We start from the raw sequence: 26,913 nt of genomic DNA on the forward strand, positions 1-26,913 counted from the left end.
GCCGATGACCATCACCGCTTTCGCCGCCGGCACCTACCGCTTCGACCGCCAGTCGGCGAGCCTCGTCAGCATGAAGAACCAGCTCGACGGGCTGGCTCAGCAGCTCTCGACCGGGCGCACCGCCGAAACCTATGGCGGCCTGGGCGTGGCGCGCACGACCAGTCTCAGCGCGCACGCGGCGATCAGCGCCCAGGACGGCTACCTCGCGGCGATCGGCTCGGCCGAGACCCGGGTGAAGCTCACGAGCGCCAGCCTCACCCAGCTCAAGGCGCTCTCCGACAGCACCCGCTCGAACCTCACCGGCATCGTCGCCACCCGTAACGAGAAGCTGCCATCGGCCACCGTGCAGCTTGCCGCCAACAACCTCTCGGCGGCCGTCGATGCCCTGAACCAGCAGGCGGCCGGGGTCTACGTCTTCTCGGGGCGGGCGACCGAGACGGCGCCGGTCGTCTCCGACCAAGCCATCCTGGATGGTATCCCGGCCGAGGGCCTCGACGGTCTCAGAGCCCTAATCGCCGAGCAGAAGAAGGCCGATCTCGGCCCCTCGGGCAATGGCCGCCTGACCCAGAGCGTCGGCACGCGGACGATCGGCCTGTCGGAGGATTCCAGCGCCGAGGCACGAGCGAATTTCGGCTTCACCCTCATGGCCGCGTCGAGTTCGAACAGCGCCACGCTCGGTGCGAACGTCGTCGCCGGGTCGAAGCCGGACGTCGCCTTGCGCTTTGCCGAGCAGCCTGCCGAAGGCGCTCAGGTGCGGGTGGCGGTGCAACTCGCCGACGGCAGCCAGACGACCCTCGACCTCACGGCCCGCGCGGGCGAGGCCGGCAATGCGGCCGGAGCCTTCTCCATCGGAGCCACCAAGGAAGAGACCGCCGCGAACCTGAAGCGGGCGCTCGGCGGGGCCGACATCGCCAGCGTGCAGAGCGCGAGCCCGCCCGGCGTGGCGGCGGACTTCAGCAACGGCCAGGCGGCCACGGCGACCCTGACCGTCGGCAGCAATCCCGCACCCGGCGATACGATCACGCTCAAGCTCGGCATGCATGACGGCACAACCAAGTCGATCACCCTGACCGCCGCTGCCACGGCCGGGGCCGACTCCGCGACGGCCTTCGCCATCGGCGCGACGCCGGAGGAGACGACCGCGAACCTCTCCCGCACGCTCCAGAACGCCCTGACGACGGCGGCCAACACCGAACTCTCGGCGAGTTCGGCCGGCCGCGCCTCGCTGAACTTCTTCGAGGGCTCGCCCGCCGCCGGCCTGAGCCCGCGGCGCGTCGCGGCGGACGGCAACGGCTACGCCGAGACCGCGAGCGCCAAGACCGTGATCTGGTACAAGGGCGACACCGCTTCCGACCCGCGGGCGACGGCGACGGTGCAGGCCGGCACCAGCCGGACGGTCGAGATCGGCGCGCAGGCCAACGAGGAGGCGATCCGCCGGATGCTTGCCGGGATCGCCGCGATGGCGGCGGAAAACTTCACCACCGGGACCGGAACGGTCGACACGGCACGGTTCGAGGCGGTCTCCAGCCGGGCGGCGAACCTGCTCACCGCGGGCACCAGCCAGCAGAGCCTGGAGCAGATCGGCACCGATTTCGGCCTGGCCGCCAGCAGCATGGCCAATGCGAAGTCGGTGGCCAACACCACCAAGGCGACCCTGCAGGACTCCCTCGATGGGGTCGATACGGTCTCGACGGAAGAGGTCGCGGCCAAGCTCTTGAGCCTGCAGACGCAGTTGCAGGCGAGCTACAAGGTCACCTCGATCCTCTCCGAGATGAGCCTCGTCAACTATCTCCGTTGATCCAAGCGGGACGCGTATCGCTCAGCCCGCGCGCAGGCGCCAAACGAAAGCGGCCCGAGGAAATCCTCGGGCCGCTTTCGTTTGGTTCGCTTACTCGGCCGCGTCCGGCGTGTCGGTCTTCTCGGGAGCTGCCTCGTCCTCGGGCCCTTGTAGCGGGTCCGGCGGCGCCGCGGCTTGGGCGCGGGCGCGTCCTCGGCCGATGACGGCGCTTCGGAGGCGGGGGCTGCCTCGCGCGGCTCCGGCGCGGCGCGCGCAACCGGTGCCTCGGGGGACGGCGGGGCGTGGGGTTACGGGTCGCCGTCATCAGGAAGGCGGGCAGCGCCGACGGATCGGCGGCCTCGGCCGCGGCGGCGCGGCTGGCTTCGCTCGCACGTCCGCGTCCACGCCGCGGCGCCGGGCTGTCGGGGCGCTGGGGCGTCTCGGGCCGTGCCGCAGGCTCGGCGCGGGTGTCCTGACGCGGCTCTTGCCGGGGTTCCTGCCGAGGCTCTTGGCGCGATTCCTGGCGAGGCTCCTGACGCGGCGCCTCGGGCGACTCGTTGCGACCGTTCTCGAAGCGGCCGGCGTCGCGACGGTTCTCGCGACCCTGCGGCTCACGGCCCTGGAATTCACGACCTTGATTGTCCCGGCCCTGATTCTCACGGCCGTCTTGGGGCTGCTGCCCGAAATCCTGCCGGTAATCCTGACGCCGGTCCTGGCGGTAATCCTGCCGCGGGCCGTCCTGACGGGGATAGTCCTGACGATCCTGACGCTCGGGCCGATCCTGCCGATCTTGGCGCTCGGGCCGGTCTTGGCGGTCAGGCCGGTCCTGCCGGAAGTCCTGCCGCGGCTCGCCGCGGTTGTAATCCGGCCGGTTGCCCTCGAAGCGCTGACCCCGGTCGTTGCGATCGTTGCGGTCCCGGCCCTGTTCGCGGGGCTGGAAGCGCTGGTTCCGGTCGCTGCGATCGTTGCGATCGTTGCGCTGGGGACGGCCGTCGAAGTCGTGGCGCTCGAACGGCTGCGGCTGCTGCGTCGGGTCACCGTACTCGTCGGTGCCGTAGCCGAGCCCCTGGCGACCGCCCTCGGCGCCCTGGCCCTGCACGGTCTCGTCGTCGCCTTCCTCGTCCTCGTCGAAGCCGTTGCGGGCATAGCCCTGCGTGACCTGCGGACGACCGGGCTCCTGAGCGCCGGTGATGATCCGGAAATAGTGCTCGCCGTGCTGAAAGTAGTTCTCGGCAGCCACCGGATCACCGCTCGCAAGGGCGTCGCGCGCCAACTGTGCGTACTTGTCGGCGATATGCTGAGCGGTGCCGCGGATTTTGACGTCGGGACCGTTCGACTCGTAAGAGCGCGTCAGCGGATTCGGACCCTTGGGCCGATTGCGACCCCGCATCCGTCGATTCTGGTTTGGTCTCATCGGCCTCGATTGACCCTCGTTACCTGTCGCTCAGCGTGACTGACAGTGCTGGAGCTTGGCTCGCGGACAGGGCGAGCCGGGCGCAAGGCGCCCGACCGCGCTTCATTCCGCGATGTTTGCCGCTCGTCTGGTGGCTGCGCTCGGTTTTGGCGCGCCGCGAGACATCCCTCGACTGTCAGGTTCGATATCACCGAGCCTAGCCGCGACTGCCGGAGCGCGTCCGCTCGATGATGGGAAGACCGTCCGAAGCCGGAGGACACGGTCAAAACCGATCCTGCCGATACCGTTTAAAAGAGTGCCTCACAAAACTCCCGGTTCTCGGGAGCTCCCTTTGGCCTGTGGGGCGCAGCGGGAGTTTTGTGAGAGACGCTCAACGGACCATTGGCGGCCTGCATCTCTAAGCTAGTGACTGACGCCCTCGACAACAAGCATTTTTTCGTGGCCAAGGCGGCTTATGCCGGAATTGTGCAGGTTTATCGGCCATTCGCGTCGCGGCCCGGCGCGAAATCCGCTTCCTCGATCCGTCACCTGCCCGCCAAGGATGGCCGAAGCGTGACGACCCGGTCGTTGCCCGCGAGATCCCGGCCGAAACCGATATCCTCGAATCCCGCCTCCTGCGCGAGACGGGTCAGGGCATTTGCCTGATCGTAGCCGATCTCGAGTACGAGCGCGCCCTGCGCCGAGAGCAGGCCCGGCCGCCGGGCGACATCCGCGAGAATCGCCCGGTAAGCGTCGAGTCCGTCGGCTCCGCCGTCGAGGGCCGCCTGCGGATCGTGCAGGCGAACCTCCGGTTCGAGCGTCGCGATGACGGGGGCGGCAATGTAGGGCGGGTTCGAAACGATGAGGTCGAACGGCCCCTCCAGCGCATCGAGCCAGGAGCCGCATAGGAAGGCGGCCCGATCGGCGACACCGTTCGCCGCCGCGTTCCGCCGGGCGATCGCCAGCGCTGCCGCCGACCGGTCGAGGCCGATGCCGACCGCGCCCGGCCGCTCGTGCAGCAGAGCCACGAGGATGCAGCCGGTGCCGGTGCCGAGATCGATCAGGCGCAGCGGCCGCTCGCGCTCGGGCAACAGGCGGAGCGCCGTCTCGACGACGCTCTCCGTGTCGGGCCGCGGCACCAGCGTCTCCGGGCCGAGGGCGAAGGGCAGCCCCCAGAACTCCCAGGCGCCGAGGATCCGCGCCACCGGCTCGCCCGCGAGCCGCCGCTCGGCCGCCTGCCGGAGCGCCTCCGCCCCGGCCGCACCGAGCGGTTCGCGCCCGCGCAAGCTCAGGTCGAGGGGGGTGAGCGAGAGGGTGTGTTGCAGGAGGAAGCGCGCATCCGAGCGCGCGTTCGGGAGGCCGGCCCCTTCGAAGGTCCGGACGAGATGCCGCAGGGCGGCTTCGCGGGGAAGCGTCGGTGCAAAGCTGGGGCTCATGCCGGCCCCAACCGTCACGCCATTCCCTCGGCGGCCAGCAGCTCGGCCTGATGCTCGGTCACCAGGGCGTCGATCACCTCGTCGAGCGCCTGGCCGGCCATGACCTCCTCCAGCTTGTAGAGGGTCAGGTTGATGCGGTGGTCGGTGACGCGGCCTTGCGGGAAATTATAGGTGCGGATGCGCTCCGAACGGTCGCCGGAGCCGACCTGCGCCTTGCGGTCGGCGGCCCGTGCCGAATCCTTGGCAGTGCGCTCGGCGTCGAACAGCTTCGAGCGCAGGAGGGACATCGCCCGGGCGCGGTTCTTGTGCTGTGAGCGCTCCTCCTGGACGAACACCACCACGCCGGTCGGAATATGCGTGATGCGGATCGCCGATTCCGTCTTGTTGACGTGCTGGCCGCCCGCGCCCTGCGCCCGCATGGTGTCGATCTTCAGGTCGGCCTCGTTGACGACGATGTCGACCTCTTCCGCCTCGGGCAGCACCGCGACCGTGGCGGCGGAGGTGTGGATGCGCCCCTGCGTCTCGGTGTCGGGCACGCGCTGGACGCGGTGGGCCCCGCTCTCGAACTTGAGGCGCGAGAACACGCTGCGGCCCTTCACCTCGGCCACGACTTCGCGATAGCCGCCGGCCGTGCCCTCGCTCTCCGAGATCACCTCGACGCGCCAGCCCTTCGACTCGGCGTAGCGCGCGTACATGCGGAACAGGTCGCCCGCGAACAGGGCCGCCTCGTCACCGCCGGTGCCGGCGCGGATTTCGAGGATCGCACTCTTCTCGTCGGCGGCATCCTTGGGCAGCAGGATCAATTGCAGCGCGCGGTGGGCCTGTTCGAGCGCCTCCTCGGCCTCCGGCTTCTCCTCGGCGGCGAGCGCGCGCATCTCCGGATCGCCGCCCGGCTCGTCGATCATCGCCCGGATGCCAGCGAGGTTGGCCTCTGCCAGCCGGTAGTGATGGATCGCGGCCACGACGCCGTCGAGTTCGGACAATTCGCGGGAGAGTTGCACGATGCTCCCGGCATCGGCCGAACCGTCGGCGAGCTGCGCCGTGACGATGTCGTGCCGCGCCAGGATGGCGTCGAGGCGATCGGAAGGAATGGGGGTCATCGCCTGTAAGGATACTCGTCGATGGTGCGCGTCAAATCGGAAGGGGACGGGGCGGATCGCACGGCCGCTTCGGCGGGCTCGCCGGAACGACAACGTTCATGGCGGTCCGACCGGCACCCGTTACCCGTGCGGCGACCGGGAGGGAAGATGCGCCGGGTCTGGCTGGCTGCGCATCCGGGTCGTTCGAAGGCCGCTCACGCCGCGGCGGACCACGGAGAAGCCGCCAGCACGGCCTCCGCCGGTACGTTGACCCAGGTGTCGCCATCGGGCTCGGGGTTGGCGGCGAGCCAGTCACCGACGATCCGGTAGCCGAGGGTGTATCCGAGCCAGCGGGGATGACGGCCGCCGGCTCCGAAGAACCAGCCGGCGTGATCGTGATTGGGCGCCCGGAGCTCCGCCGCACTCGGGAGATGGGTCCGCAGGGCCGTGTCGTCCAGGGCGCATTCCCAGGGCTCGGTGGGCGCCTTGAAGAGCGTCCCGGCGAACTGTCCGGCCAATCCTTCGCTGACGATCGCCTCACCCAGCGTTCGGCCGTATCCGGGCCCGGCAAAGCGACGGCAGTGATGCACCTCATGCGCGATCGTCCGCCGGATGTCGCCGGTGTCGAGGCTCGCCGCGAAGTTCGGGTTGAGCGGATCGACGGTGAGCCCGCACAGGCTCGGCCTGTAGGCGCGGCCCGTCGTGCCGACCTCCGGGATGACCGCGCCGGTCACACGCTCCACGAGGATGTCCAGCCGGAACGGCGGCAGGACGCCCGCCACGGCGGTCCGGGCGACCTCGATCTCCGCTGCGATCCGCTCGCGCCAGGGCGCGAGGTCGCCCTCGGCCTCCAGCCAGTGCACCTGCCAATCCACCCGTTTTCCTCTCGCAGGCTGGGGCCGATGTCGGTCGCCGCGAACCTAAATCGGCACGCCGTTCGCCTTGGCATAGGCGGCCAGGGCGGGCCGGACCGAGGCGCCGTCGGTCACTCGGGTCAGCTCGGACTGGATCAACGCCGCGACCTCGGCGGCATCGGCGGAGAGCACCATCGCCTTGACCGGGCCGATCGAGGCCGGCGACATCGAGAAATCGCGAAACCCTAAGCCGATCAGCGCCAGCGCCTCCAAAGGCCGGCCGCCGATCTCGCCGCAGACGGTCGCCGGGCAGCCCTGCGCCGCGGAGCGCTCGGCGATGAGGCGGAAGGCGCGCATCGCCGCCCCGCACAGGGGATCGAAGCGGTTGGCCACGCGCCGGTTCTCGCGATCGACGGCGAACAGGAACTGCATCAGGTCGTTCGACCCGACCGACAAAAAATCCGCCTCGCGGGCGATCTCGTCGATCTGGAACAGCAGCGAGGGCACCTCGACCATCGCGCCGAGGCGGCAATCGCTCGGCAAGGCGTAGCCGTGGCGGCGCAGATGCGCCTTCTCGCGATCGACGATGTCGCGGGCGCGGATGAACTCCTCGACGGTGGCGACCATCGGGAACATGATCTTGATCGGTCGCCCCGCCGCCGCCTTGAGCAGCGCCCGCAACTGCACCCGCAGCAAGGCCGGCCGGTCGAGGCCGATGCGGATCGCCCGCCAGCCGAGCGCCGGGTTCTCCTCCTCCAGCGCCGGCATGTAGGGGAGGATCTTGTCGCCGCCGATGTCGAGGGTGCGGATCGTGACCGGCAGGTCGCCGGTGGCCGAATAGACCGCTTCGTAGAGCGTCTGCTGTTCGGCGGCCGAGGGCATCCGCTCGGCGATCATGAATTGCAGCTCGGTGCGGAACAGGCCGACGCCCTCCGCTCCGGTCTCGTGCAGATGCGTCAGATCGACGAGCAGGCCGGCATTGAGGTGCAGGCCGATCTTCACGCCGTCGCGGGTGACGGCGGGCACGTCGCGCAGGGCCCGGTACTGCTCCTGCCGCCGGGCGCGCAGGCGCACCATCTCGGCATAGGACGCCTCGACCTCGGGGGTCGGCCGGATCTGCACCTCGCCCGACAGGCCATCGACGATGATCGCGTCGCCCGAATCGCACAGGCTCGTGGCGTTGGCGATCTCGCCGACCGCCGGGATGCCGAGCGCGCGGGCGACGATGGCGATGTGGCTGGTCGGCCCGCCCTCCTCCAGCACCACGCCGCGTAAGCGAGCCCGATCGTAGTCGAGGAGTGCCGCCGGGCCCATGGAGCGGGCGACCAGGATCGCGTTCTCCGGCAGGCCGTCGCCGTTCTGGCTTTCCTGGCCGACGAGGCGGCGCAGCAGGCGGTTGGCGAGATCGTCGAGATCGTGCAGGCGGTCGCGCAGGTAGGGGTCGCTCTGGCGCAGCATCCGGGCGCGGTTGTCCGACTGCACCCGCTCGACCGCGGCCTCCGCGGTGAGACCGGACTGCACCGCCTCGCGCATCCGCCGCAGCCAGCCCTTGTCATGGGCGAACATCCGCACGGTCTCGAGGATCTCGCGGGATTCGCCCGAGCCGATGCCGTCGCCGCGCTCGACCAGTTCGTCGATGGCCGAGCGCACGTCCTCGATCGCCGCCTCCAGCCGCTCCATCTCGCGCTCGACGTTCTCGGCGATCAGCGTCTTCACGACGATGCGCGGCTCGTGCAGCACGACGTGTCCGAGGCCGATCCCGTCGGCGAGCGCGACGCCGCGCTGGCTCACCGGACGGCGGGCGGCGGTGCCGGCGCCGGGCGACAGCGCCTGGAGTTCCCCCGAAGCGATCAGCTCGGCCAGCACCATGGCGGTGGTCTGGAGCGCCTCGATCTCCTCCTCGGAATAAACGCGGTAGGTCTTGTTCTGGACCACCAGCACGCCGAGCGTATTCCCGGCCCGCAGCAGCGGCACACCGAGGAAGGCGTGGTAGATCTCCTCGCCCGTTTCCGGCCGATACGAGAACGAGGGGTGCGACTGCGCGTCGGACAGCGCCAGCGGCTCGGCGGTCTTGGCGATCAGGCCGACGAGGCCCTCGTCGGCGCGCATGCGGGTGATGTGAACCGCGTCGCGGTTCAGACCCTCGGTTGCAAACAGTTCGAGGGTGTTGTCATCGCGCACCACATAGACCGAGCACACCTCGGCGATCACGTTCGCCGCAATGAGGACGACGATCCGGTCGAGACGCTGCTGCGGACTGACCGGCTCCGCCATGGCTTCGCGGAGCCGGCGCAGCAGCAGGCGCGGGCCTCCGGGCGCAGCGGGCATCGTGTCGTCAATCCGGGTCGGCCGGCGCAACCCTGGCTTGAGAGCCGTGGGGCCGACGCCGACGGGAACGGTCAGGCCTGGTCGAGGCCGTATAGCGAGTGGAGCGTACGGACGGCAAGCTCCGTGTAGGCGGCGTCGATCAGGACCGAGAACTTGATCTCGGAGGTGGTGATCGCGCGAATGTTGATACCCTTCTGCGCCAGCGCCCGGAAGGCCTTGGCTGCAACGCCCGCATGCGAGCGCATGCCGACGCCGATCGCCGAGACCTTGACCACGTCGGTGGCGCCCTCGATCTGGCCGAACTGGATCGTGTCGCGCTGGGCGTCGAGGATGGCGCGGGAGCGCTCGTAATCGGCCGCCGGCACGGTGAAGGTCATGTCGGTGGTCGATTGATCGCCGGACACGGTCTGGATGATCATGTCGACATTGATGTTGGCATCCGCCAGCGGTCCGAAGATCGCTGCGGCGATGCCGGGGCTGTCCTTCACGGCGCGCAGGGTGATCTGCGCCTCGTCCTTCGAGAAGGCGATGCCGGTGATGATCTGCTGTTCCACGATTTGGTCCTCGTCGCAGATGAGGGTGCCCGGCCGCGCGGCATCGGGGGGATCGAAGGAGGAGCGCACCGTGGTCGGCACCCGGTGCACCATGGCGAGCTCGACGGAGCGCACCTGGAGCACCTTGGCGCCCAAGGACGCCATCTCCAGCATCTCCTCGAAGGTCACGCGCTCCATGCGCTGGGCCTTGGGCACCACGCGGGGATCGGTGGTGTAGACCCCGTCCACGTCGGTGTAGATGTCGCAGCGCTCCGCGCCGATGGCGGCAGCGATGGCCACCGCGGACGTGTCCGAGCCGCCGCGTCCCAGCGTCGCGATCCGGCCGGTCTGCGGATTCACGCCCTGGAAGCCGGAGATGACGGCGACCTCGCCGCGCTTGAAGCTCTCGTCGAGATTCGTCGGGTCGATGCCCTCGATCCGGGCCGAGCCATGCGCGTCGGAGGTGTGGATCGGGATCTGCCAGCCCTGCCAGGAGCGGGCCTTGATCCCGTCCTTGTTGAGCGCGATGGCGAGAAGCCCCGAGGTGACCTGCTCGCCCGAGGCCACGACCGTGTCGTACTCCGCCGCGCCGTAGAGCGGGTCGGCGTCCTTGACCCAGCCGACCAGCTCGTTGGTCTTGCCCGACATCGCCGAGACCACGACCGCGACCTCGTAGCCGGCCGCGACCTCGCGGGCGACGTGGCGCGCCACGTTGCGGATGCGGTCGACATTGGCGACAGAGGTGCCGCCGAATTTCATCACCAAACGGGGCATGTCGCGTCCGGTCTGCTCATCTTGTCCCTACGGTGCCGGCCGTGAGGCCGGCGCGCCGCGTCACACGGAAAACAACACGGCGCGGCTGTACCGGGGATGCGACCGGCGGGTACAAGGGCCCCCGGCCGTGTCAATCGGACGGCAGGACCAGGGCCATCGCTCGAAGCGTGATGGCGCTTCATTCCGGGCGCGAAGAGCGCCCCGCGGAGCGGGTTCGAGGACCGGAACGGTCGCTCGAACACAAAAGCGGAGCGAGAGCCGAGGCCGCGGAGGCGGCCGCCGGCGCTTGAGGCCAGTTGGAAAACAGCGCAATCGCGTTCAAGCGATTGCGCTGCCATAGGTTCAAACGATGCGAAAGTGAGCCGGATGACGGGTGCCTCGATCGATCGGGACGAAGTGGCGCGCTTCGACGCCCTGGCCGCGCGCTGGTGGGACGAGCGCGGGCCGATGGCGGTTCTGCACAAGTTCAATCCCGTCCGGGTCGGCTACATCCGCGACGAGGCCTGCCGCATCTTCGACCGCGACCCGGCCGCTCCGTTTCCCCTCGAAGGGCTCAGCGTCATCGATATCGGCTGCGGCGGCGGCGTTCTGTCGGAGCCCCTGGCCCGGCTCGGCGCGACGGTGACGGGCCTCGACCCGGCGACCGGCAACATCGCGGCCGCGCGCGCCCATGCGGAAGCGGAAGGCCTCACCATCGATTACCGCGACGAGACCATCGAGGCGGTGGCCGCCCGCGGCGAACGCTTCGACATCGTGCTCGCCATGGAGGTGGTCGAGCACGTCTCCGACCGCGCAGGTTTTCTGCGCGCGTGCTGCACGACCGTGAAGCCCGGCGGCCTGCTGTTTGCCGCCACCATCAACCGGACGATGCGCTCCTTCGCGCTCGCCATCGTCGGCGCCGAATACGTCCTGCGCTGGCTGCCGCGGGGCACTCACGATTGGGAGAAGTTCGTGACGCCGCGGGAGCTGTCCGCCGACATCACGGCGGGCGGCCTCACCGTCACCGACACGACCGGCGTGGTCTACAATCCGCTCAACGATTCCTGGCGCGCGAGCCGCGACACGGGGGTGAACTACATGGTGGCGGCGCACCGCCCCGCCTGAATGAAGCGCCCGCCTGAACGAAGCGAGCGGGTGTTCGTTGAGGGTTTTTCGCAGGACAAGCGGAGACCCTCCCCGATGCTCGAAAAGCTGCCGCACGCCGTCGGTCAGGCGCTCTCCGGCCTCAGGGCCGGCGCGGAGAAGGCCGCGTTCCACACGGTCGCGGCGGAGGCCCCCGCCACGCTCCGCGTGACGAGCGACGCCTTCGCCGACACCGCGCCGATCCCCGCCCGCTACACCGCGGACGCCGATGGGCTCTCGCCGCCGATTGCCATCGCCGGCGTGCCGGACGGGGCCGCGGCGCTCGTCCTGTTCGTGGAAGATCCGGACGCACCCTCCTCGCACCCCTTCGTCCACCTCATCGCCTGGAACCTGCGCCCGGAAGCGCAAAACATCCCCGAGGGGGCGTTCGCGAGCCCGGCGAGCGAGGGTAGCCCGCACGATCTGGGCCGCAACTCGTTCCAGAAGGACGGCTGGCTGCCGCCGGACCCGCCGACCGGCCACGGCCCGCACCACTACCTGTTCCAGGTCTTCGCGCTGGCCCGTCCCGCCGAACTGCCCGCCTCGCCGGGCCGCGGCGCCCTGCTCGACGCGCTCCGGGGCAACGTGATCGCCAAGGGCATGCTGACGGGGACCTACGAGCGGGCCTGAACGTCTTGCGCTCGATATCTTGCGCTTACGGCGTGCGAGCGGGCATGACCGTGGCTGAACGCGGCACCGATCCTGCGCCCGCCTGCCGGGCGCGGGGATTTGGCACGACCGGCGATGTGAGGGAGACGGCGCTGATATGAAGGCCCTGGTGTGCAGCCGGCTCGGTGGGCCGGAGGATCTCGGCATCGAGGACCTGCCCGATCCGGTGGCGGGCCCCGGCGAGGCGCTGGTGCGGGTGCGGGTCGCAGCGCTGAACTTCTTCGACACGCTCATCATCGCCGGGCGCTATCAGGTGAAGCCCGAACTGCCGTTCTCCCCCGGCGGCGAGGCCTGCGGCGTGATCGAGGCTTTGGGCCCCGGTGCCGAGGGTTTCACCATCGGCGACCGGGTGATGGTCCATCTCAGCCACGGCACCGCCCGCGAGCGGATCGCGGTTCCGGTGAAGCGCCTCGCACGGGTGCCGGAGGCCGTCTCCGACGAGGTCGCCGCCGGGCTCTCGATCACCTATGGCACCACGCTTCACGCGCTCCGGGATCGCGCCGGCATCCGGCCGGGCGAAACCCTCGTCGTGCTCGGCGCGTCGGGCGGCGTCGGGCTCGCGGCGGTCGAGCTCGGCAAGCTGCTCGGGGCCCGCGTCATCGCCTGCGCCTCCTCGCCCGAAAAGCTCGAGACCGCCCGCGCCCACGGCGCCGACGACCTGATCGACTACAAGGCGGACAACCTGCGCGAGGCCTTGCGGCGCCTCACCGGCGAGCGCGGCGTCGATGTGGTCTACGACGCGGTCGGCGGGGATCTGGCCGAGCCGGCCATGCGCGCGCTCGGCTGGAAGGGGCGCTTCCTCGTGATCGGCTTTGCCGCGGGCGAGATCCCGAAATTTCCCCTCAACGTCATCATGCTCAAGGGCATCGACGTCCAGGGCGTTCATTGGGGCGCCTTCGTCGAGCGCGAGCCGGAGGCGCATGCGGCCAACCAAGCCCAACTGCTCGCCTGGGCGGCGGAGGGCAAACTCACTGTGAAGGTGCACGGCGTCTATGCGCTCGACGCCTACGCGGAGGCGCTCGGCGTGCTCGTCCGCCGCGAGGCGGTCGGCAAGGTGTTGCTCGACCTCAGAGGCTAGAGACGGGCCAGGCCGGAGAGATTCGGTTCAGGACGGCTTCGCGGCGTCGGTCGGCCGCATCGTCGGCACGGTCGGCACCTCCGCCGCCGAGCTTCGGGAGACCACCCGGACGATGAGCGTCACCGCGGGGCAGACCGCCGAGCGGTCCGTCAAGCCGAGCCGTTGGCCAGGAGGTCGCCCGATCCTCGTCAACGTCCGCCCCGCGTAGGCGGTCCGACGGTATCGCGGCCGATCGACTTTACCGGTCGAGCCGCGCCAGCGCCGCGGCGATTCGGGCCGCGCCCGGTCCCCCGCCTGCGGCCACGGCGTGGCGGCGGTCGAGGGCGATGGCCCCGCGGTGGCTGGCATGAGTGATCGCGATGGCGAGCGCGTCGGCTGCGTCGGCGAGCTTGAACTCCGCCTTCGGCAGCAGGAACTTCACCATCGCCTGGATCTGAACCTTCTCCGCGTGGCCGTTCCCGGCCACGGTCTTCTTCACGAGGTTGGCGGCATATTCCGCCACCGGCAGACCGGCGAGCGCCGGCACCAGCAGCGCCACGGCGCGGGCATGGCCGAGCTTGAGCGTGGCCTGCGCGTCCTTGTTGACGAAGGTCTCCTCCACCGAGACCTCGTCGGGCGTGTAGGTCGTGACGATGCGGGTCAGGCCCTCGTGCAGCTCGCGCAGGCGCAACGCCAGCGGCAGGTCGCCGTCCGAGGTGACGACGCCGCAGGCGAGGTAGGACAGCTTGCTGCCCCGCGCCGTGATCAGACCCCAGCCGGTGCGGCGCAGGCCGGGATCGATGCCGAGGATGCGGACGTCCGTGGTCATGGCCTCGGCCTCCTTCAGAGCATCGATCCGGTACGGCACATATCGTGAACGAAGCGTTGCCGCAAACTCGGCTGGCCCGCTTCGCCGCTTCCTACTGAAGCTTGAACTCGCCCTCCAACCGGAGGGACACCTCGTCGCCCAGCAGGGGCAGGAAGGCGTTCACGCCGAACTCGGAGCGCTTGATCACCGTCCAGCCGTCGAAGCCGACCGAATAGATCTTATCGACCGGATTGACGCCCGCTTGGTTGAAGGTGGCGTCGAACGAGACCGACTTCGCGACGCCGCGCAGGGTCAGGGTGCCGTTGACGCGCGCCGTCGTCGGGCTCGTCGGCTCGACCGACGTGCTGACGAAGGTCGCCTCGGGAAACTTCCCGACGTCGAGGAAATCCGGCTGCTTGAGATGCGCGTTGAGCTTGTCGTTGAGCCCGTTGGCGCTGCCGGTGCCAATCTTGACGGAGAGGCTGCTCTTGGCCGGCGCGGCGGGATCGAGAACGAGGTCGCCCGACACCTCGGTGAACTGGCCGTAATAGGTCGAGAAGCCGAGATGGCTGATCGACCACGTGATCTTGCCATGCGCCGGATCGAGCCGGTAGCGCCCGGCCTTCACCTGCCCCGGATCCTTGGTCAGAGCGGGTGGCGTTCCCTGGGCGGCCTCCTGTGCGTGTAGACCGCCGGGCGCGGCGAATGCGAAACCCGCCAGCAGGAGGGCGGCGAGGGCGTGCGTGCGCTTCATGCGGTCACCTTGTCGGTTGTGCCGCCACGACGGATATGGCCTTAGGCCAAGCGCGGCAACGGACCCTTCGAGGATCGACGGTTCACATGATCGGCAAGCTCAAGGGAATCGTCGATTCCTACGGAGAGGATTTCGTCATCCTCGACGTGAACGGCGTCGGCTACGTCGTCCACTGCTCCGCCCGCACCCTCCAGCGGCTGCCGAAACCCGGCGAGGCGACGGATCTGGCCATCGAGACGCATGTGCGCGAGGACATGATCCGCCTCTACGGCTTCCGCGTCGATGCCGAGCGGGAGTGGTTCCGCCTGCTCCAGACGGTGCAGGGGGTCGGCACCCGCGTGGCGCTCGGCGTGCTCTCGGTGCTGGAGCCGGCACAGCTCGCCACCGCCATCGCCACCGGCGACAAGGGCGCCGTCGCCCGCGCCCCCGGCGTCGGCCCGCGCCTCGCGGCCCGCCTCGTCGCCGAGTTGAAGGACAAGGCGCCCGCCTTCGCCCCCATCGACCCGGCGCTCATCGCCCTGACCGGCGCCGTCGAGGACAGGACCGCACCGCAGCCGGTCGCGGACGCGATCTCGGCCCTGGTCAATCTCGGCTACGCCCAGATTCAGGCCTCGGCCGCCATCGCCGCCGCCTTGAAGGGCCTCGGCGAGGAGGCCGGGACGGTGGAGGCCAAGACCCTGATCCGGCTCGGGCTACGGGAGCTGGCGCGATAGCGCGGACCAGAACGCCTCAACCGCCCTCGTCGAAAGGCGGCGGCTGCAGGCGCTGCCAGGCGGAGGCGATCCGCTCCGGTTTCACCTCCAGCGCCTCGGCACAGGCGAGGAGCGACGGTTCGTCGCTCATGACGTGGTCGAGCACGGCACCAAGAAAGCCGGGATCGTGCATGCTCTCACGCAGCGTTCCGGGCTCCAGGCCGCTCGCAGCGATGAACCGGAACAGCCGGTCCTCATCGGCGGCGAGCCATCCGAGCACCTCGACCGCGAGACGCTCGCTCGGGCCATCACTATGATCAAGTTTGCGTTTCATCAACGAGTAGCAGTTTAAGAGAGTAAGAGGGCCGGGCCACGGGTTGGAACGCCATCGCGACCGCGCCGGAGCAGGTCATGAAGAAAACCGTTCTTATCGTTGAAGACAACGAGCTGAACATGAAGCTCTTCAACGATCTGCTGGAGGCGCACGGCTACGCGACCCTCAAGACCGCCAACGGTATCGAGGCGATTGAACTCGCGCGCGCGCACCACCCAGACTTGATTCTCATGGACATCCAGCTTCCCGAAGTCTCGGGCCTGGAGGTGACAAAGTGGCTCAAGGACGACGACGACCTTCGTAACATTCCTGTGATCGCTATCACCGCTTTTGCAATGAAAGGCGATGAGGAACGCATTCGTGAAGGCGGATGCGAGGCATATTTGTCCAAACCGATCTCGGTTGCGAAGTTTTTGGCAACGGTCCGTCGTTACATTGGTGATGACGGCGCTCCTTGAGACCTCTTCGGACTGAATGCCGTCGCGGTCGTGAAGGCCGCGCCTCGGAGGAACGATGTCCGCTCGCGTCCTGATCGTGGATGATCTCTACCCCAACGTCCGGCTGCTCGAGACAAAACTGTCTCTCGAGTATTTCGACGTGGTCGTGGCGATGAATGGGCCAGACGCCCTGGCCATTTGCGAGAAGGGCGAATGCGACGTCGTTCTCCTCGACGTGATGATGCCGGGCATGGACGGCTTCGAGGTCTGCCGCCGGCTCAAGGCTAATCCCGCCACCGCCCACCTGCCGGTGGTGATCGTCACCGCCCTCGATCAGCCCGCTGACCGGCTGCGGGGCCTGGATGCGGGCGCCGACGACTTCCTGACCAAGCCCATCGACGACACCGCGCTGATGACGCGGGTGCGCAGCCTCGTGCGGCTGAAGGCGGTGACGGACGAGCTGCGCTCCCGCGCCCTGGAGACGCGTGAGATCGGCGGCCCCGACCCCCTCGTTCTCGCCGCCGCCGATACCGGCGAAGGTGCGCGCATTCTCCTCGTGGAAGACCGGGCAAGCGCCATCGACCGCATCAGCACGGCGCTCTCCCAGCACCATCAGGTCACGGTGGAGACCGACCCGCACCGCGCCCTGGTGCGGGCGCCCGAGGAAGGCTTCGACCTCGCCCTGGTGAGCCTCGATCTCGAAGGCTTCGACGGGCTGCGCCTGTGCAGCCAGCTCCGATCGCTGGAGCGGACCCGCAGCATGGCGCTGATCATGCTCGGCGAGATGCACGAGAAAACGCGCATCACCCGCGGCCTCGAATTCGGCGTCAACGACTACCTGCTGCGCCCGGTCGACCGCAACGAACTGATCGCGCGGGTGCGCACGCAGGTGCGGCGGCGGCGCTTCTCCGAGACCCTGCGCGGGGCGCTCCATGCCTCGATGGAACTCGCGATCACCGACGACCTGACCGGCCTGCACAACCGGCGCTACCTCGACCGCCATCTCGGGCCGGTCTTCGGTGAGGCGGCCCTGCAGGAGAAGGGACTCGCCTGCCTGCTCCTCGACATCGACCGCTTCAAGCTGATCAACGACACCTATGGCCACGAGGCCGGCGACGAGGTGCTGCGCGCCTTCGCCGAGCGCATCCGCCAGTATGTGCGGCCGATGGACATCCTCGCCCGCTACGGCGGCGAGGAGATCGTGATGGTAGTGCCCGGCGCCGAACTGCCCGATGCCCGCGCCATCGCCGAGCGCATCCGCCACCGGATCGAGGCGACGCCCTTCGCCATCGACGGCGGGACGCGCGACATCGGCGTGACCGTCTCGGTCGGCGTATCCGTGCGGCGCGCGACCGATACGGGTCCGTCCGACCTGCTCAAGCGCGCCGATACCGCGCTCTACCGCGCCAAGTCCTTCGGCCGGAACCGGGTCGAGGCCGCAGCCGCGTAGGGGATCTCGGCACCGCCTCACTCGGGAGCCGGCGCTTCCGCCGGGATGGCGGCGGGTGGGGACAGGCCGAGCAGCCGCGCGATCTCGTCGCCCTCCGCTCCGCCCAACAGGTCGGCGAGGGTGTAGCGGTCGAGAACCGCCAGGAAGGCCGCCAGCGCCTCACCAAGTGCCCGCCGCAGGCGACAGGGCGCGGTGATCGCGCAAGACCCTGCGGAAAAGCACTCGACCAGCGCGAGATCGTCCTCCGTCTCGCGGACGACGGCGCCGACAACGATCTCAGCCGGCGGCTTGGCGAGGCGCAACCCGCCGCCCCGTCCCCGGATCGTCTGAATCAGCCCGAGCCGGCCGAGTTGATGCACCACCTTGGTGAGGTGGCTCTCCGAGATCCCATAGGCGCGCGCGATCTCCGCGATCGAACTCTGCTTCGGCTCGCGCAGGCCGACATAGATCAGGGTCCGAAGAGCGTAGTCGGTGTAGCGGGTCAGGCGCATGGCGGATCCGAGCGACCTATAAGGTACATTTCACTTGCATCTTTTCGAGAGCTGCGACAAAAGATTCATGCCGAATGAACCTTTGGATCCGACGATGCCCGCACCGCTCTCGCCCCAAACCATCGCCACCGTCAAAGCCACCGTCCCGGCTCTCGAAACGCACGGGCTCGCCATCACCCGGCGCATGTACGAGCGCCTGTTCGAGAACGTGGAGATCCGCGACCTCTTCAACCAGTCGCATCACGGCGAAACCGGCTCGCAGCCCAAGGCCCTCGCCCTCGCCGTTCTGGCCTATGCCCGCAACATCGACAACCTCGGCGTGCTGACGAGCGCGGTGGAGCGCATCGCCCAAAAGCATGTCGCGCTCAACATTCTGCCGGAGCACTATCCTCACGTCGCCGACGCCCTGCTCGCGGCGATCCGCGATGTGCTCGGCGAGGCAGCAACCCCTGAGATCATCACGGCCTGGGGCGAGGCGTACTGGTTCCTGGCGGAGCTGCTGATCGGCCGCGAGGCGACGATCTACCGGGATCAGGCGACCAAGACCGGTGGATGGAACGGCTGGCGCGACTTCGTGGTCGAGAGCGTCACCCCGGAAAGCGAGACGATCCGCTCGTTCGTGCTGGTCCCAGCTGACGGCGGCCCAGTGCTGCGTCACGAGCCGGGGCAGTATCTCGGCTTCCTCGTCGACCTGCCGGGCCGGGGCGTGATGAAGCGGAACTACTCGATCTCCTGCGCTCCGAACGATCGCGCCTACCGCATCACCGTCAAGCGCGAGGCCGCAACGGCCCATCCGGCCGGCCTCGTCTCAAACTGGCTGCACGCGGAAGCGAAGGCCGGAACCGTGCTGAAGGTCGCCGCGCCCGCGGGCGACTTCTTCCTCGACCGGGAGAGCGCCGAGCCGGTGGTTCTGGTCAGCGGCGGCGTCGGCCTGACCCCGATGGTCAGCATGCTGGAGAGTATCGCGGCGGAGACGCCCGAGCGCTCGGCTTGGTTTGTCCACGGTGCCCTGAACGGGCGGGTTCACGCCATGCGCGAGCATGTGCGCGGCCTTGTTGCGAACCAAGCGTCCCTGTCGGCCCACATCGTCTACGCGGAGCCGGAGCCGCAGGACCGGCCGGGCGAAGATTTCGACCGCGAGGGGCTGATCACGGCCGAGTGGCTCGTTGCGAACACCCCCTCGGAGCGTGCGACCTACTACCTGTGCGGACCCAAGCCCTTCCTGGCCGCCCTGGCGAACGGGCTGGCCCGTGCCGGTGTCCCGGCGGAGCGGGTCCGGTTCGAGTTCTTCGGCCCCGCCGACGAACTGTTGGACGAGGCACCCCGGCAGGCCGCCTGAATCGGGAAGGCCGCACCGGGGACGGGGTCAACCCGCTCCCGGATCGGTCTCGTCGCCCTGTGCCGGCACACCGGGCTTGCCGTCGGTCTTCTCGTTGGGATCTTTGACCGCGTCGGGGGCGCTGTTGGCGGGCTTGTGCCCATCCTGGCGCTCCCGATCCGTCTCCCGGTCGTCGCCGTTCTGCTTGTCCATCGTCGAGCTCCCTCTAGGGATTGGGGACCGAGAGGCGCCGACCTGATTGCATCAGACCGGCGCCTCGCAGTCATTGTTTCGACGCACATTCTTTCGACGAACCGGCGACCACTTCGTCGGAATGCGCTTGAGGCCGGCGCGGCTCAGGAATGCTTGGCCCGGTCGGGCTCGCCCGCGATGGGCTCCCCCTCACGCGGGCCGGCCGAGGCCTTGCGGTCGGAATGGCCGCCGGACGAACCGCCGATCGCGGGCGGCGTGCGTCCGGCCGCACCCCCTTCCGCACCTTCGCCCCATTCACCGTGCCGCTCGGCATCGGAGCGCCCGCCGGACCCCTGCCCGGTGATCGCTGCCTGCTCGGAAGTCTGGTGGCCGCCGCCCGCCGGATGGGGGCCGGGTGAGCCGACCGCCTCGTCGGGCTTGCGGGTGCCGGTGTTGCTCAAGTCTTCGTCAGGCCGGTTTTCATTTCCCATCACGGCCTCCCCCATCACGCTCGCCAAGATCCTCGCCGTGACGCGGCGGCTCTTCCTGGCCGACGGCGGCGGTGGCGCGCTCGATCGCCTCCTGCGCCGTCGCGTCGGGCTCGGCGCGGGACGAGGGATCGGAGATCCGACGCAGATTCTCCGCGAGCGTCTCGGCCTCGGTCTGGTCCACAGCGTCATGGCCCTGGCGCTCGGTGCCGGAGGCGATGCGCGCGGTCTCGGCCGTGCCGTCGGGATTGCTCTTCAGGTCCGCCTGGGTCCGCGAGGGGATGCCCGCGTCGAGGGGCGAATCGGTGCCGAAATCCTGGCCGTTGCGATCCGCATAGGCGTCGAACGCCTTCAGCGACGGCCGGTCGGGGGAAGTCTCCGTCATTCTTCGTCCTCCTGATCTGACCGGGACAACAATCCGGGACCGGAGGAGTTGCGGTGCGGGCCCGTCGCAGACCCGCACCGCGCGACGCGTGTTAGCCGATGCCTTCGAAGAGCACCGAAGAGATGTAGCGCTCGGCGAACGAGCAGGCGATGGTGACGATGCGCTTACCCTGGAACTCGGGGCGGCCCGCCAGTTCCAGCGCCGCCGCGACGTTGCCGCCGGTCGAGATGCCGCCGGGGATGCCCTCGAACTTGGCGAGGTCGCGGGCGGTGTCGATCGCCTGCTGGTTCGACACCTTGAGCACGCCGTCGAGGATGTCGGTATGCAGGTTGTCGGGGATGAAGCCCGCGCCGATACCCTGGATCTTGTGCGGGCCGGGCTGGCCGCCGGAGATCACGGGGCTGTCCACCGGCTCCACCGCGAACACCTTGAGGTTGGGCAGACGCGGCTTGAGCACCTCGCCGACGCCGGTCACCGTACCGCCGGTGCCGACACCCGCCACGAAGGCGTCGAGCTGGCCCTGCGTGTCGTTCCAGATTTCTTCCGCCGTCGTCTTGCGGTGGATCTCCGGGTTGGCCGGGTTCGAGAATTGCTGCGGCATCACTGCGCCGTCGATCTCGCGCAGGAGCTCCTCGGCGCGACCGATCGCGCCCTTCATGCCCTGCGCGCCCGGCGTCAGTTCGAGCTGCGCGCCGAGGAAGGCGAGCATCTTGCGCCGCTCCACCGACATCGTCTCCGGCATGACCAGGATCAGGCGGTAGCCGCGGGCGGCGGCGACGAAGGCCAGCGCGATGCCGGTATTGCCCGAAGTCGGCTCGACCAGCGTACCGCCGGGCTTGAGCCGGCCGGAGGCTTCCAGCGCGTCGATCATGTTGACGCCGATACGGTCCTTCACGCTCGAGATCGGGTTGAAGAATTCGAGCTTGAGCAGGATTTCGGCATCGACGCCCCGCTCCTTGGTGAGCCGGTTGAGGCGCACGAGCGGCGTGTTGCCGATGGTCTCGGTGATCGAGCCGTAGACGCGGCCGTGTCCGGGCTTGCGCACGGTGTCCGGGGTCGAGGTGTCTGTCATCGTCTGTCCGCTCCCTGAGCGCTCCCGTGCCGCAACGGCCACCGGCCCGGTGCAGGAGCGCGCGCCAACACGAAAAGGCTTTCACATCGGCCCGAAGGAAGACGACCGCCAGAGGACAAAGCCGACGCGAAACCAGAAACTTAGCGCTCCCGCCGAAGCGAGGTCCGCTGCGGCGACGCGTAGCCGATTTCGCAAGCTCCGTCGAGCTTCACGCTGTGCGGATACCAGTCTTTACACGGACTGCGCACGGCTGAGCTTCAGCGGAGAATTTTATTTTCCTTTTTCGCCACCGGACGACAGTATTGTCATCCTCGTCACTCCGAATCGAAGGGCCGGTTACGGTCCGCGATCGCGGTTCAGGCGACGAGAAAGCGGGTGGCGAGGATCAGGATGCCGATTCCCGAACTGGTGGCGAGGGCGACCAGCGTCGCTGCACCCTCGTGGTGGGCGCGGACGAAGTCGTAACGCGCCGCGTGGGAGGCCGCCGGCCGCACCTTCGGGACGACGCGCTGATGAACCCGGCCGATCCGCATTCCGTCTCTCCGCCTGAGCGGCCGCGCGGAGCGCGACCGAGGGGCACGAGGAAACGGCGCGGGAGCCTGACGGAGGATGAATCCGGGCTCCCGTCCACGAATCGTCGTCAACGGGGACTTAAAGCGATCGCGCGCCGGCTCGTCCGAGAAACCGGCGGGCTGTGCGAGAATGGGGCGTCTACAGGGCCCGATCAAACCGCAGCTCGCCGTTCTGGCTGCGGATCACGAGTTGCGAACCGTCGAGGTCCCACTTGCCCGCCGTGCGCAGGGCGACGAGGAAGGCCTGCTCGGTGGCCGCGAGCGCCTTGTCGCAGGTCTTCTTGGTGAGCGCCAAAGGACCGACGGCGAGATGCTGTTCGCGCAGGGGGAAAGCGGTAGCGGTGAAGGTGTTGCAGCCGCCATAGCCGCGGGCGCGGTACTGCGCGTCGATAATGAAGCTCGGGCGGTCGGCACCGGTGAACGGCTTGCCGTTCATGCTGACGGCGGTCCACATCGAGCCGAGCGGAAACATCTTCTCCGTCGGCTTCGCGCCAGGAACGTATTGCGGCTTCTTATCGGGCTGCTTGCCCGCGCCGAAACCGGACGTATTGCCGCCCATGCCCATTTGCGCCGCAGCCGGCACGGCCGCGAGCGCGCCCGCGGCAACCGCGCAGGCCAGCGCGGCGGTCAGCATCCTGTTCATCGTTCAGCCCCCTGTCTGCTCGACTGCTTCACCCCGGAGCCCCACTTGGCCAGCGGCTCGGCTCTTCGCCCGATGATTGGGCCGAGCCGGCGCATGCTCCGTATCTTTCGGGCCGCGCTCCCTCTCGGCAGCCGGTCCTGGGCGCTAGGGGGAATCGGCACAGATTCAAGCACAATTATGGTCAAGACCGGCCCGAGACCCGGTTCAGCGGCGATCCCGTCCGTTTCGACGCGCCGCGAACCTTGTGCGGCAGGAATTCTCGCCCGGCGAGTCTTCGAGCCAGGCGAAACGCCGTTTCTCACAAGCTTCACCGAAACGAACCGGCCCGTCGGACCGTTGAACGATCCCGTGCCCCGTGGCGCGGGGTGGTATCTGCCAAGGATCGAGGAGAGCGCTTTGACGGGATCGGATGAAGGTGCGTCGAGCGGAGCTTCGCCCAACACGATGAATGCGGCCCAGTGCCGGGGTGCCCGCGGCCTGCTCGGCTGGTCCGAGGCGGATCTCGCCCGCCGCTCGGGGCTGGACGAAGGCTTCATCAAGGGGTTCGAGGCCGGCACAGGCGATTCCGCCTCCGGCCAGGTCGAGGCTTTGCGCAGCGCCCTGATGCAGGGCGGCGTCGTCTTCACCGACGGTGCGACGCCGGGCGTCCGGCTGTCCGAGCAGCAGCGCGGCGGCGACGAGGGCACGCGCCTCGATCAGCTCACCACCGAGAACGACCGCTGAGGTAAAACCTCAGCCCGTCGCCAGGGCCTTGAGGTCGAAGCCCGGATCGCCGGCCTGCTCCGGCGTCAGCCTCTTGCCCGCGGCCAGAAGGCGGCGGGCCGCCATGTGGTCGGCGGGGCGATCCACCGATTCGACCGCAGTGAGCGCGCCATCGCGGAAGCGGAACACCGAGAAGCCGGCACCGGCGCGGCGCAGGACGCTCGCGTCAGACGGCGCGGCGAGTCCGGCGATCTGGAGCTTGCGCGGGCCCTGATCGCTCCAGAACCACGGCACCGCGTCGTAGGCCGCGGGCCGGCCGGTGAGCCGCGCGGCGAGGCAGCGGCCCTGATCGACCGCGTTCTGGACCGATTCGATCCGCACCCGATCGCCGCCGGGCATTCCGGACGCGAAACGGCTCGGGAAGCGCACGCAATCGCCGATGGCCGAGATCGCCGGGTCGCTGGTTGCCAGGAAGGCATCGATCTCGATGCCGTCGCGCACGGCGAGGCCGACTTCCTCCGCGAGTTCTTGGTTCGGCACCACGCCGATGCCGACGAGCACGAGGTCGGCGGGCAGGCTCTGCCCGTCGGCGGTGCGGACGGCCACGGCCCGTCCCCCCTCCCCCTCGATGGCGGTGACGCCCGCCCCGAACAGGAAGGTGACGCCGGCCTCCTCGTGGAAGGCGCGGAAGGCCTCCGAGGTCTCGGGCGAGACCGCCCGCGCCATGACGCGCTCGGCCGCCTCAATCACCGTGACGGAGAGACCGCGGGCGGCGCAGACCGCCGCGAATTCGAGGCCGATGAAGCCCGCGCCGACCACGACGATCCGGTGGATGCCCTCGATCGCCGCGCGAAGCGCATCGGCATCGTCGAGGGAGCGAAGCTGGCGCACGCCGTCGAGATCGGCCCCCGGCACCGGCAGCGCCCGGTTACGGGTGCCCGTCGCCAGGATGAGATGGTCGTAAGACAGATCCTCGCCGTCCGAGAGTCGGACGCTGCGCCCGGCGCGATCGATCGCCGTCACCCGTGTCCCGGGCCGGTGCTCGATGCGGTGCTCGGCGAAAAAGCTCTCCTGCCGAAGCAGCAAACCGCGGGCATCGGTCTTACCGGCGAGATAGGCCTTCGACAGCGGCGGGCGCTGGTAGGGCAGCGCGGCCTCCTCGCCGACTAGGGTCAGGCGGCCGGAAAACCCCGCCTCCCGCAGCGAGGCGGCGGCCTGGAAGCCGGCCTGCCCTGCCCCGACGATGACGATCGTCTCCATCGGCCCGCTCATTCGCCCGCCTCGGCCGGGCTGCGGACCGCCTTGGGCGGTGCTGCTGCGGCCGAGTCCTCCGGGAAGAAATCGCCGGGAATGCTCGGCAGGAAGCGGCGCCCCTCCTGCGCGAGATAGTCCCAGAACGCGTCGGAGGCCGGACCGAGCACCTTGTCGGCGCGGCGCACGACGTACCAGTCGCGCCGGATCGGCAGGCCCTCCACGTCGAGGAGGACGAGGCGCCCGCTCGCCACCTCCGCCGCCACCGAGTGGCCGGACAGGAGCGCGATGCCGAGGCCCGCCATCACCGCCTGCTTCAGCGTCTCGTTCGAGCCGGAATCAATCCCGAGCTTGGCCCGGCGGATCATCACGCCGTTCATGAATTCCTCGAACACCGAGCGGGTGCCCGAGCCCTCCTCGCGCACGAGGAAGGACTCTTCGGCCAGATCCGCCCGCGTCAGCCCGCGCCGCCCGGCCATCGGGTGGTCGGGGGCGGCGATCAGCACCAGGGGATGGGGCCCGAACGTCTCCGCCTCGATGGCGAAGTCCCGCGGCGGGCGGCCCATGATCGCGAAATCGATGTCGTAGTTGCGCAGCGCCTCGATCGTGTCCTGCCGGTTGCCGACGGTGAGCGAGATCTCGACCTTCGGATGGGTCTCCATGAAGCCGGCGATAACCAGCGGCGCGAAATACTTCGCCGTGGAAACGACCCCGAGGCCGACCCGGCCGCCGCCGCCGCCCTTCAGGGTGCGCAGGCGGTCGGTGCAGGTCTCCAGCACGGTGTTGATGCTGTTGATCGCCCACAGCATCTCGCGGCCCGCATCGGTCGGCTTGAGGCCGGTCGGCGTGCGGTCGAACAGGAGGAGGCCCGCCTCCTCCTCGAGCTGGCGGATGCGTGCGTAGAGCGCGGCGGAGGTGACGTTAAGCTCCTGCGCGGCCCGCGTCATTGTGCCGAGCCGTGCGACTGCGGCGACCGCCTGGAGCTGCTTGAGCGAAAGATTGCGCATGCCCCGGTTTTAGTTTTTTTGCGGGGCACCACAAGTTTTTTTAGAAATCTTTCGACAGCCGTCTCGTGCCGTCTGGCGCTGCCGCCTCGCCACAGCGTATCATAGCGCGAGATAGCCCTGCACGCCTCCGCGCGCGCATGGCCGATAAGAACGCCGCGCAAGACCTTGAGTCACACGCGCGGGTTCGACGGGAGCGAGCCTCAGAACGATGACGAAGCCCTACGGGTCATCCCTCGACGACCATCTCGACGCCGAAGTCGCGCGGGACCCCTCGCTGGCCGACACCGCCGCCACGATCCGGGCGCTCGCCGCCGCCGCGATCGACGTGAGCGAGACCGTGGGTCGTGGGTCGCTCGCGGGCGATCTGGCCGCCCAGGGCGAGCACAACAGCGACGGCGACGTGCAGAAGGCGCTCGACGTGATCGCCCACAAGCGCTTCATGCGGGCGCTCGAAGAGGCCCCCGTGGCGCAGGTCGCCTCTGAGGAAGCCGAGGACGTGGTGACGCTGAAGGCCGGCGCGCCGCTGGCCGTCGCGATCGACCCGCTCGACGGCTCGTCCAATATCGGCGTCGGCATGGTGGTCGGTACCATCTTCGGCATCCGCCCGGTGACGCAGGGCCAAGGGATCGACGATCCCAATGCCTCGTTCCTGACTCCCGGCACGACCCAGACGGCCGCCGGCTTCGTCGTCTACGGCCCGGCCACGACCTTCGTGGTCACGCTCGGCAACGGCACCCGCATCTTCACGCTCGACCGGACGGACAACGTCTTCCGCCTCACCCACGACGCGATGAAGATCGTCCCCAGCGCCAGCGAGTATGCGATCAACGCCTCGAACGTCCGCCACTGGGACGGGCCGGTGAAGTCCTACATCGAGGATTGCCTGCGCGGCTCGGAAGGCCCGCGCGACCGCGACTTCAACATGCGCTGGACCGCCGCGCTGGTGGCGGACGCGCAGCGGGTGCTGATCCGCGGCGGCGTGTTCCTGTATCCGGGCGACAATCGGAAGGGCTACGCCCAGGGCCGCCTGCGCCTGTTGTACGAGACCGCCCCCATTGCCTTCCTGATCGAGCAGGCCGGCGGCGGCGCCACCGACGGCCAGGGCCGCATCCTCGAGCGGGTGGCCGCCAAGATCCACGAGCGCTCCCCCCTGGTGTTCGGCTCCACCGAGGAGGTCGAGTGCGTGGCCAAGTACTATGACGGCCGCCAGCCCAGCGCCGGCCGCTCACCCCTGTTCGGCCAGCGTGGCCTGATGCGGAGTTGATCAATGGGTGCATAGTCCCCGACCTACGGTC

The 26,913-nt window shown here is 69.2% G+C and carries 27 protein-coding genes and 1 pseudogene; 10 read left to right on the plus strand and 18 right to left on the minus strand.

From position 1 onward, the window contains the following. Window positions 1-4: 4 nt before the first annotated feature. Window positions 5-1,798: a hypothetical protein gene (locus tag MSPGM_RS04110; protein WP_003603707.1), complete on the plus strand. Its 1,794-nt coding sequence runs from the start codon at window positions 5-7 to the stop codon at window positions 1,796-1,798. A gap of 90 nt (window positions 1,799-1,888) precedes the next feature. On the opposite strand, the pseudogene MSPGM_RS04115 reads toward MSPGM_RS04110, so the two are convergent. The 6 genes and pseudogenes from MSPGM_RS04115 to MSPGM_RS04140 all read right to left on the minus strand — a co-directional run bounded on the left by MSPGM_RS04115 (window position 1,889) and on the right by MSPGM_RS04140 (window position 10,174). Continuing rightward, window positions 1,889-3,167: pseudogene (locus MSPGM_RS04115) on the minus strand (DUF4167 domain-containing protein). A gap of 548 nt (window positions 3,168-3,715) precedes the next feature. After that, a complete protein-coding gene (gene prmC, locus MSPGM_RS04120) occupies window positions 3,716-4,606 on the minus strand; it encodes a peptide chain release factor N(5)-glutamine methyltransferase (protein WP_043765869.1) in 891 nt (296 codons plus the stop codon). Between the two features lie 14 nt (window positions 4,607-4,620). Further along, window positions 4,621-5,706, minus strand: coding sequence for a peptide chain release factor 1 (prfA, locus tag MSPGM_RS04125; protein WP_003599953.1), 1,086 nt, complete (start codon window positions 5,704-5,706; stop codon window positions 4,621-4,623). 194 nt (window positions 5,707-5,900) lie between these two features. Further along, a complete protein-coding gene (locus MSPGM_RS04130; RefSeq protein WP_261926175.1) occupies window positions 5,901-6,560 on the minus strand; it encodes a DUF2268 domain-containing protein in 660 nt (219 codons plus the stop codon). A 45-nt stretch (window positions 6,561-6,605) separates the two neighbouring features. Further along, entirely contained in the window at window positions 6,606-8,867 is a 2,262-nt protein-coding gene (gene ptsP / locus MSPGM_RS04135) for a phosphoenolpyruvate--protein phosphotransferase (RefSeq protein ID WP_003599951.1), read from the minus strand. Window positions 8,868-8,938: 71 nt separating this feature from the next. Beyond that, window positions 8,939-10,174: an aspartate kinase gene (locus MSPGM_RS04140; protein ID WP_003599950.1), complete on the minus strand. Its 1,236-nt coding sequence runs from the start codon at window positions 10,172-10,174 to the stop codon at window positions 8,939-8,941. 357 nt (window positions 10,175-10,531) lie between these two features. On the opposite strand from MSPGM_RS04140, the gene ubiG reads away from it, so the two are divergent. The 3 genes from ubiG to MSPGM_RS04155 all read left to right on the plus strand — a co-directional run bounded on the left by ubiG (window position 10,532) and on the right by MSPGM_RS04155 (window position 13,043). Beyond that, window positions 10,532-11,278, plus strand: coding sequence for a bifunctional 2-polyprenyl-6-hydroxyphenol methylase/3-demethylubiquinol 3-O-methyltransferase UbiG (gene ubiG, locus MSPGM_RS04145; RefSeq protein WP_190273115.1), 747 nt, complete (start codon window positions 10,532-10,534; stop codon window positions 11,276-11,278). A gap of 75 nt (window positions 11,279-11,353) precedes the next feature. After that, window positions 11,354-11,926, plus strand: a complete 573-nt coding sequence (locus MSPGM_RS04150; protein ID WP_003599948.1) for a YbhB/YbcL family Raf kinase inhibitor-like protein — start codon at window positions 11,354-11,356, stop codon at window positions 11,924-11,926. Between the two features lie 136 nt (window positions 11,927-12,062). Continuing rightward, window positions 12,063-13,043 carry an NADPH:quinone oxidoreductase family protein gene (locus MSPGM_RS04155; protein WP_003599947.1) on the plus strand — a complete coding sequence of 327 codons (981 nt, stop codon included), beginning with the start codon at window positions 12,063-12,065 and terminating at the stop codon, window positions 13,041-13,043. A gap of 238 nt (window positions 13,044-13,281) precedes the next feature. Here the strand turns inward: MSPGM_RS04155 and ruvC are convergent, their stop codons facing one another. After that, entirely contained in the window at window positions 13,282-13,851 is a 570-nt protein-coding gene (ruvC, locus tag MSPGM_RS04160; RefSeq protein WP_003599946.1) for a crossover junction endodeoxyribonuclease RuvC, read from the minus strand. A 91-nt stretch (window positions 13,852-13,942) separates the two neighbouring features. Next, window positions 13,943-14,584 carry a YceI family protein gene (locus MSPGM_RS04165; RefSeq protein ID WP_003599945.1) on the minus strand — a complete coding sequence of 214 codons (642 nt, stop codon included), beginning with the start codon at window positions 14,582-14,584 and terminating at the stop codon, window positions 13,943-13,945. 86 nt (window positions 14,585-14,670) lie between these two features. Between MSPGM_RS04165 and ruvA the strand changes: the two genes are divergently transcribed. Then, window positions 14,671-15,297, plus strand: a complete 627-nt coding sequence (ruvA, locus tag MSPGM_RS04170) for a Holliday junction branch migration protein RuvA (RefSeq protein WP_012252665.1) — start codon at window positions 14,671-14,673, stop codon at window positions 15,295-15,297. A 16-nt stretch (window positions 15,298-15,313) separates the two neighbouring features. Here the strand turns inward: ruvA and MSPGM_RS04175 are convergent, their stop codons facing one another. Further along, complete coding sequence (locus MSPGM_RS04175; RefSeq protein WP_003599943.1) at window positions 15,314-15,610, minus strand: DUF3572 domain-containing protein; 297 nt, start codon at window positions 15,608-15,610, stop codon at window positions 15,314-15,316. A 77-nt stretch (window positions 15,611-15,687) separates the two neighbouring features. Between MSPGM_RS04175 and MSPGM_RS04180 the strand changes: the two genes are divergently transcribed. Together MSPGM_RS04180 and MSPGM_RS04185 are read left to right on the plus strand one after the other, a co-directional pair. Then, window positions 15,688-16,068 carry a response regulator gene (locus tag MSPGM_RS04180; protein ID WP_003599942.1) on the plus strand — a complete coding sequence of 127 codons (381 nt, stop codon included), beginning with the start codon at window positions 15,688-15,690 and terminating at the stop codon, window positions 16,066-16,068. Window positions 16,069-16,123: 55 nt separating this feature from the next. Continuing rightward, window positions 16,124-17,497, plus strand: a complete 1,374-nt coding sequence (locus MSPGM_RS04185; protein ID WP_003599941.1) for a PleD family two-component system response regulator — start codon at window positions 16,124-16,126, stop codon at window positions 17,495-17,497. A gap of 17 nt (window positions 17,498-17,514) precedes the next feature. On the opposite strand, the gene MSPGM_RS04190 is transcribed toward MSPGM_RS04185, so the two are convergent. Further along, on the minus strand, window positions 17,515-17,988 hold the full coding sequence (locus tag MSPGM_RS04190) for an Rrf2 family transcriptional regulator (protein WP_003599940.1): 474 nt from the start codon (window positions 17,986-17,988) through the stop codon (window positions 17,515-17,517). Window positions 17,989-18,082: 94 nt separating this feature from the next. Here MSPGM_RS04190 and hmpA point away from each other — a divergent pair, with 94 nt between their 5' ends. Continuing rightward, entirely contained in the window at window positions 18,083-19,327 is a 1,245-nt protein-coding gene (hmpA, locus tag MSPGM_RS04195) for an NO-inducible flavohemoprotein (protein WP_003599939.1), read from the plus strand. Between the two features lie 27 nt (window positions 19,328-19,354). Here hmpA and MSPGM_RS04200 read toward each other — a convergent pair whose 3' ends face one another. From MSPGM_RS04200 to MSPGM_RS04225, 6 genes are all read right to left on the minus strand, one after another. Beyond that, window positions 19,355-19,519: a hypothetical protein gene (locus MSPGM_RS04200; RefSeq protein ID WP_003599938.1), complete on the minus strand. Its 165-nt coding sequence runs from the start codon at window positions 19,517-19,519 to the stop codon at window positions 19,355-19,357. Between the two features lie 143 nt (window positions 19,520-19,662). Then, window positions 19,663-19,989: a hypothetical protein gene (locus MSPGM_RS04205; RefSeq protein WP_003599937.1), complete on the minus strand. Its 327-nt coding sequence runs from the start codon at window positions 19,987-19,989 to the stop codon at window positions 19,663-19,665. Continuing rightward, window positions 19,979-20,371, minus strand: coding sequence for a hypothetical protein (locus tag MSPGM_RS04210; RefSeq protein WP_003599936.1), 393 nt, complete (start codon window positions 20,369-20,371; stop codon window positions 19,979-19,981). Before MSPGM_RS04210 ends, MSPGM_RS04205 begins: the two co-directional genes overlap by 11 nt. A 91-nt stretch (window positions 20,372-20,462) precedes the next feature. Continuing rightward, window positions 20,463-21,443: a cysteine synthase A gene (gene cysK, locus MSPGM_RS04215; protein WP_003599935.1), complete on the minus strand. Its 981-nt coding sequence runs from the start codon at window positions 21,441-21,443 to the stop codon at window positions 20,463-20,465. Between the two features lie 356 nt (window positions 21,444-21,799). Next, complete coding sequence (locus MSPGM_RS04220; protein WP_003599934.1) at window positions 21,800-21,976, minus strand: hypothetical protein; 177 nt, start codon at window positions 21,974-21,976, stop codon at window positions 21,800-21,802. 178 nt (window positions 21,977-22,154) lie between these two features. Continuing rightward, window positions 22,155-22,658: an META domain-containing protein gene (locus MSPGM_RS04225; RefSeq protein WP_003599933.1), complete on the minus strand. Its 504-nt coding sequence runs from the start codon at window positions 22,656-22,658 to the stop codon at window positions 22,155-22,157. A 444-nt stretch (window positions 22,659-23,102) separates the two neighbouring features. Between MSPGM_RS04225 and MSPGM_RS04230 the strand changes: the two genes are divergently transcribed. Further along, on the plus strand, window positions 23,103-23,381 hold the full coding sequence (locus MSPGM_RS04230) for a hypothetical protein (protein WP_003599932.1): 279 nt from the start codon (window positions 23,103-23,105) through the stop codon (window positions 23,379-23,381). 9 nt (window positions 23,382-23,390) lie between these two features. Here the strand turns inward: MSPGM_RS04230 and MSPGM_RS04235 are convergent, their stop codons facing one another. Further along, window positions 23,391-24,632, minus strand: a complete 1,242-nt coding sequence (locus tag MSPGM_RS04235) for an NAD(P)/FAD-dependent oxidoreductase (RefSeq protein WP_003599930.1) — start codon at window positions 24,630-24,632, stop codon at window positions 23,391-23,393. After that, window positions 24,629-25,618, minus strand: coding sequence for a LysR family transcriptional regulator (locus tag MSPGM_RS04240; protein ID WP_003599929.1), 990 nt, complete (start codon window positions 25,616-25,618; stop codon window positions 24,629-24,631). The genes MSPGM_RS04235 and MSPGM_RS04240 overlap by 4 nt, the downstream gene beginning before the upstream one ends. Window positions 25,619-25,826: 208 nt before the next feature. Between MSPGM_RS04240 and MSPGM_RS04245 the strand changes: the two genes are divergently transcribed. After that, on the plus strand, window positions 25,827-26,882 hold the full coding sequence (locus MSPGM_RS04245; RefSeq protein WP_003599926.1) for a class 1 fructose-bisphosphatase: 1,056 nt from the start codon (window positions 25,827-25,829) through the stop codon (window positions 26,880-26,882). The last annotated feature ends 31 nt before the right edge of the window (window positions 26,883-26,913 follow it).

It is taken from the genome of Methylorubrum sp. GM97 (assembly GCF_024347855.1).
Lineage (GTDB): Bacteria > Pseudomonadota > Alphaproteobacteria > Rhizobiales > Beijerinckiaceae > Methylobacterium > Methylobacterium extorquens.

What these genes read in the sequence shown, in the direction of transcription:
- MSPGM_RS04165 (WP_003599945.1), bottom strand. Translation starts at nt 14,584, where the DNA reads ATGAAGCGCACGCACGCCCTCGCCGCCCTCCTGCTGGCGGGTTTCGCA.
- MSPGM_RS04245 (WP_003599926.1), top strand. Translation starts at nt 25,827, where the DNA reads ATGACGAAGCCCTACGGGTCATCCCTCGACGACCATCTCGACGCCGAA.
- MSPGM_RS04235 (WP_003599930.1), bottom strand. Translation starts at nt 24,632, where the DNA reads ATGAGCGGGCCGATGGAGACGATCGTCATCGTCGGGGCAGGGCAGGCC.
- ruvA (WP_012252665.1), top strand. Translation starts at nt 14,671, where the DNA reads ATGATCGGCAAGCTCAAGGGAATCGTCGATTCCTACGGAGAGGATTTC.
- hmpA (WP_003599939.1), top strand. Translation starts at nt 18,083, where the DNA reads ATGCCCGCACCGCTCTCGCCCCAAACCATCGCCACCGTCAAAGCCACC.
- MSPGM_RS04240 (WP_003599929.1), bottom strand. Translation starts at nt 25,618, where the DNA reads ATGCGCAATCTTTCGCTCAAGCAGCTCCAGGCGGTCGCCGCAGTCGCA.
- MSPGM_RS04225 (WP_003599933.1), bottom strand. Translation starts at nt 22,658, where the DNA reads ATGAACAGGATGCTGACCGCCGCGCTGGCCTGCGCGGTTGCCGCGGGC.
- ruvC (WP_003599946.1), bottom strand. Translation starts at nt 13,851, where the DNA reads ATGACCACGGACGTCCGCATCCTCGGCATCGATCCCGGCCTGCGCCGC.
- MSPGM_RS04210 (WP_003599936.1), bottom strand. Translation starts at nt 20,371, where the DNA reads ATGACGGAGACTTCCCCCGACCGGCCGTCGCTGAAGGCGTTCGACGCC.
- MSPGM_RS04185 (WP_003599941.1), top strand. Translation starts at nt 16,124, where the DNA reads ATGTCCGCTCGCGTCCTGATCGTGGATGATCTCTACCCCAACGTCCGG.
- ptsP (WP_003599951.1), bottom strand. Translation starts at nt 8,867, where the DNA reads ATGCCCGCTGCGCCCGGAGGCCCGCGCCTGCTGCTGCGCCGGCTCCGC.
- MSPGM_RS04150 (WP_003599948.1), top strand. Translation starts at nt 11,354, where the DNA reads ATGCTCGAAAAGCTGCCGCACGCCGTCGGTCAGGCGCTCTCCGGCCTC.
- cysK (WP_003599935.1), bottom strand. Translation starts at nt 21,443, where the DNA reads ATGACAGACACCTCGACCCCGGACACCGTGCGCAAGCCCGGACACGGC.
- MSPGM_RS04205 (WP_003599937.1), bottom strand. Translation starts at nt 19,989, where the DNA reads ATGGGAAATGAAAACCGGCCTGACGAAGACTTGAGCAACACCGGCACC.
- prmC (WP_043765869.1), bottom strand. Translation starts at nt 4,606, where the DNA reads ATGAGCCCCAGCTTTGCACCGACGCTTCCCCGCGAAGCCGCCCTGCGG.
- MSPGM_RS04200 (WP_003599938.1), bottom strand. Translation starts at nt 19,519, where the DNA reads ATGGACAAGCAGAACGGCGACGACCGGGAGACGGATCGGGAGCGCCAG.
- MSPGM_RS04220 (WP_003599934.1), bottom strand. Translation starts at nt 21,976, where the DNA reads ATGCGGATCGGCCGGGTTCATCAGCGCGTCGTCCCGAAGGTGCGGCCG.
- MSPGM_RS04230 (WP_003599932.1), top strand. Translation starts at nt 23,103, where the DNA reads ATGAATGCGGCCCAGTGCCGGGGTGCCCGCGGCCTGCTCGGCTGGTCC.
- MSPGM_RS04180 (WP_003599942.1), top strand. Translation starts at nt 15,688, where the DNA reads ATGAAGAAAACCGTTCTTATCGTTGAAGACAACGAGCTGAACATGAAG.
- MSPGM_RS04140 (WP_003599950.1), bottom strand. Translation starts at nt 10,174, where the DNA reads ATGCCCCGTTTGGTGATGAAATTCGGCGGCACCTCTGTCGCCAATGTC.
- MSPGM_RS04190 (WP_003599940.1), bottom strand. Translation starts at nt 17,988, where the DNA reads ATGCGCCTGACCCGCTACACCGACTACGCTCTTCGGACCCTGATCTAT.
- prfA (WP_003599953.1), bottom strand. Translation starts at nt 5,706, where the DNA reads ATGACCCCCATTCCTTCCGATCGCCTCGACGCCATCCTGGCGCGGCAC.
- MSPGM_RS04175 (WP_003599943.1), bottom strand. Translation starts at nt 15,610, where the DNA reads ATGAAACGCAAACTTGATCATAGTGATGGCCCGAGCGAGCGTCTCGCG.
- MSPGM_RS04110 (WP_003603707.1), top strand. Translation starts at nt 5, where the DNA reads ATGACCATCACCGCTTTCGCCGCCGGCACCTACCGCTTCGACCGCCAG.
- MSPGM_RS04155 (WP_003599947.1), top strand. Translation starts at nt 12,063, where the DNA reads ATGAAGGCCCTGGTGTGCAGCCGGCTCGGTGGGCCGGAGGATCTCGGC.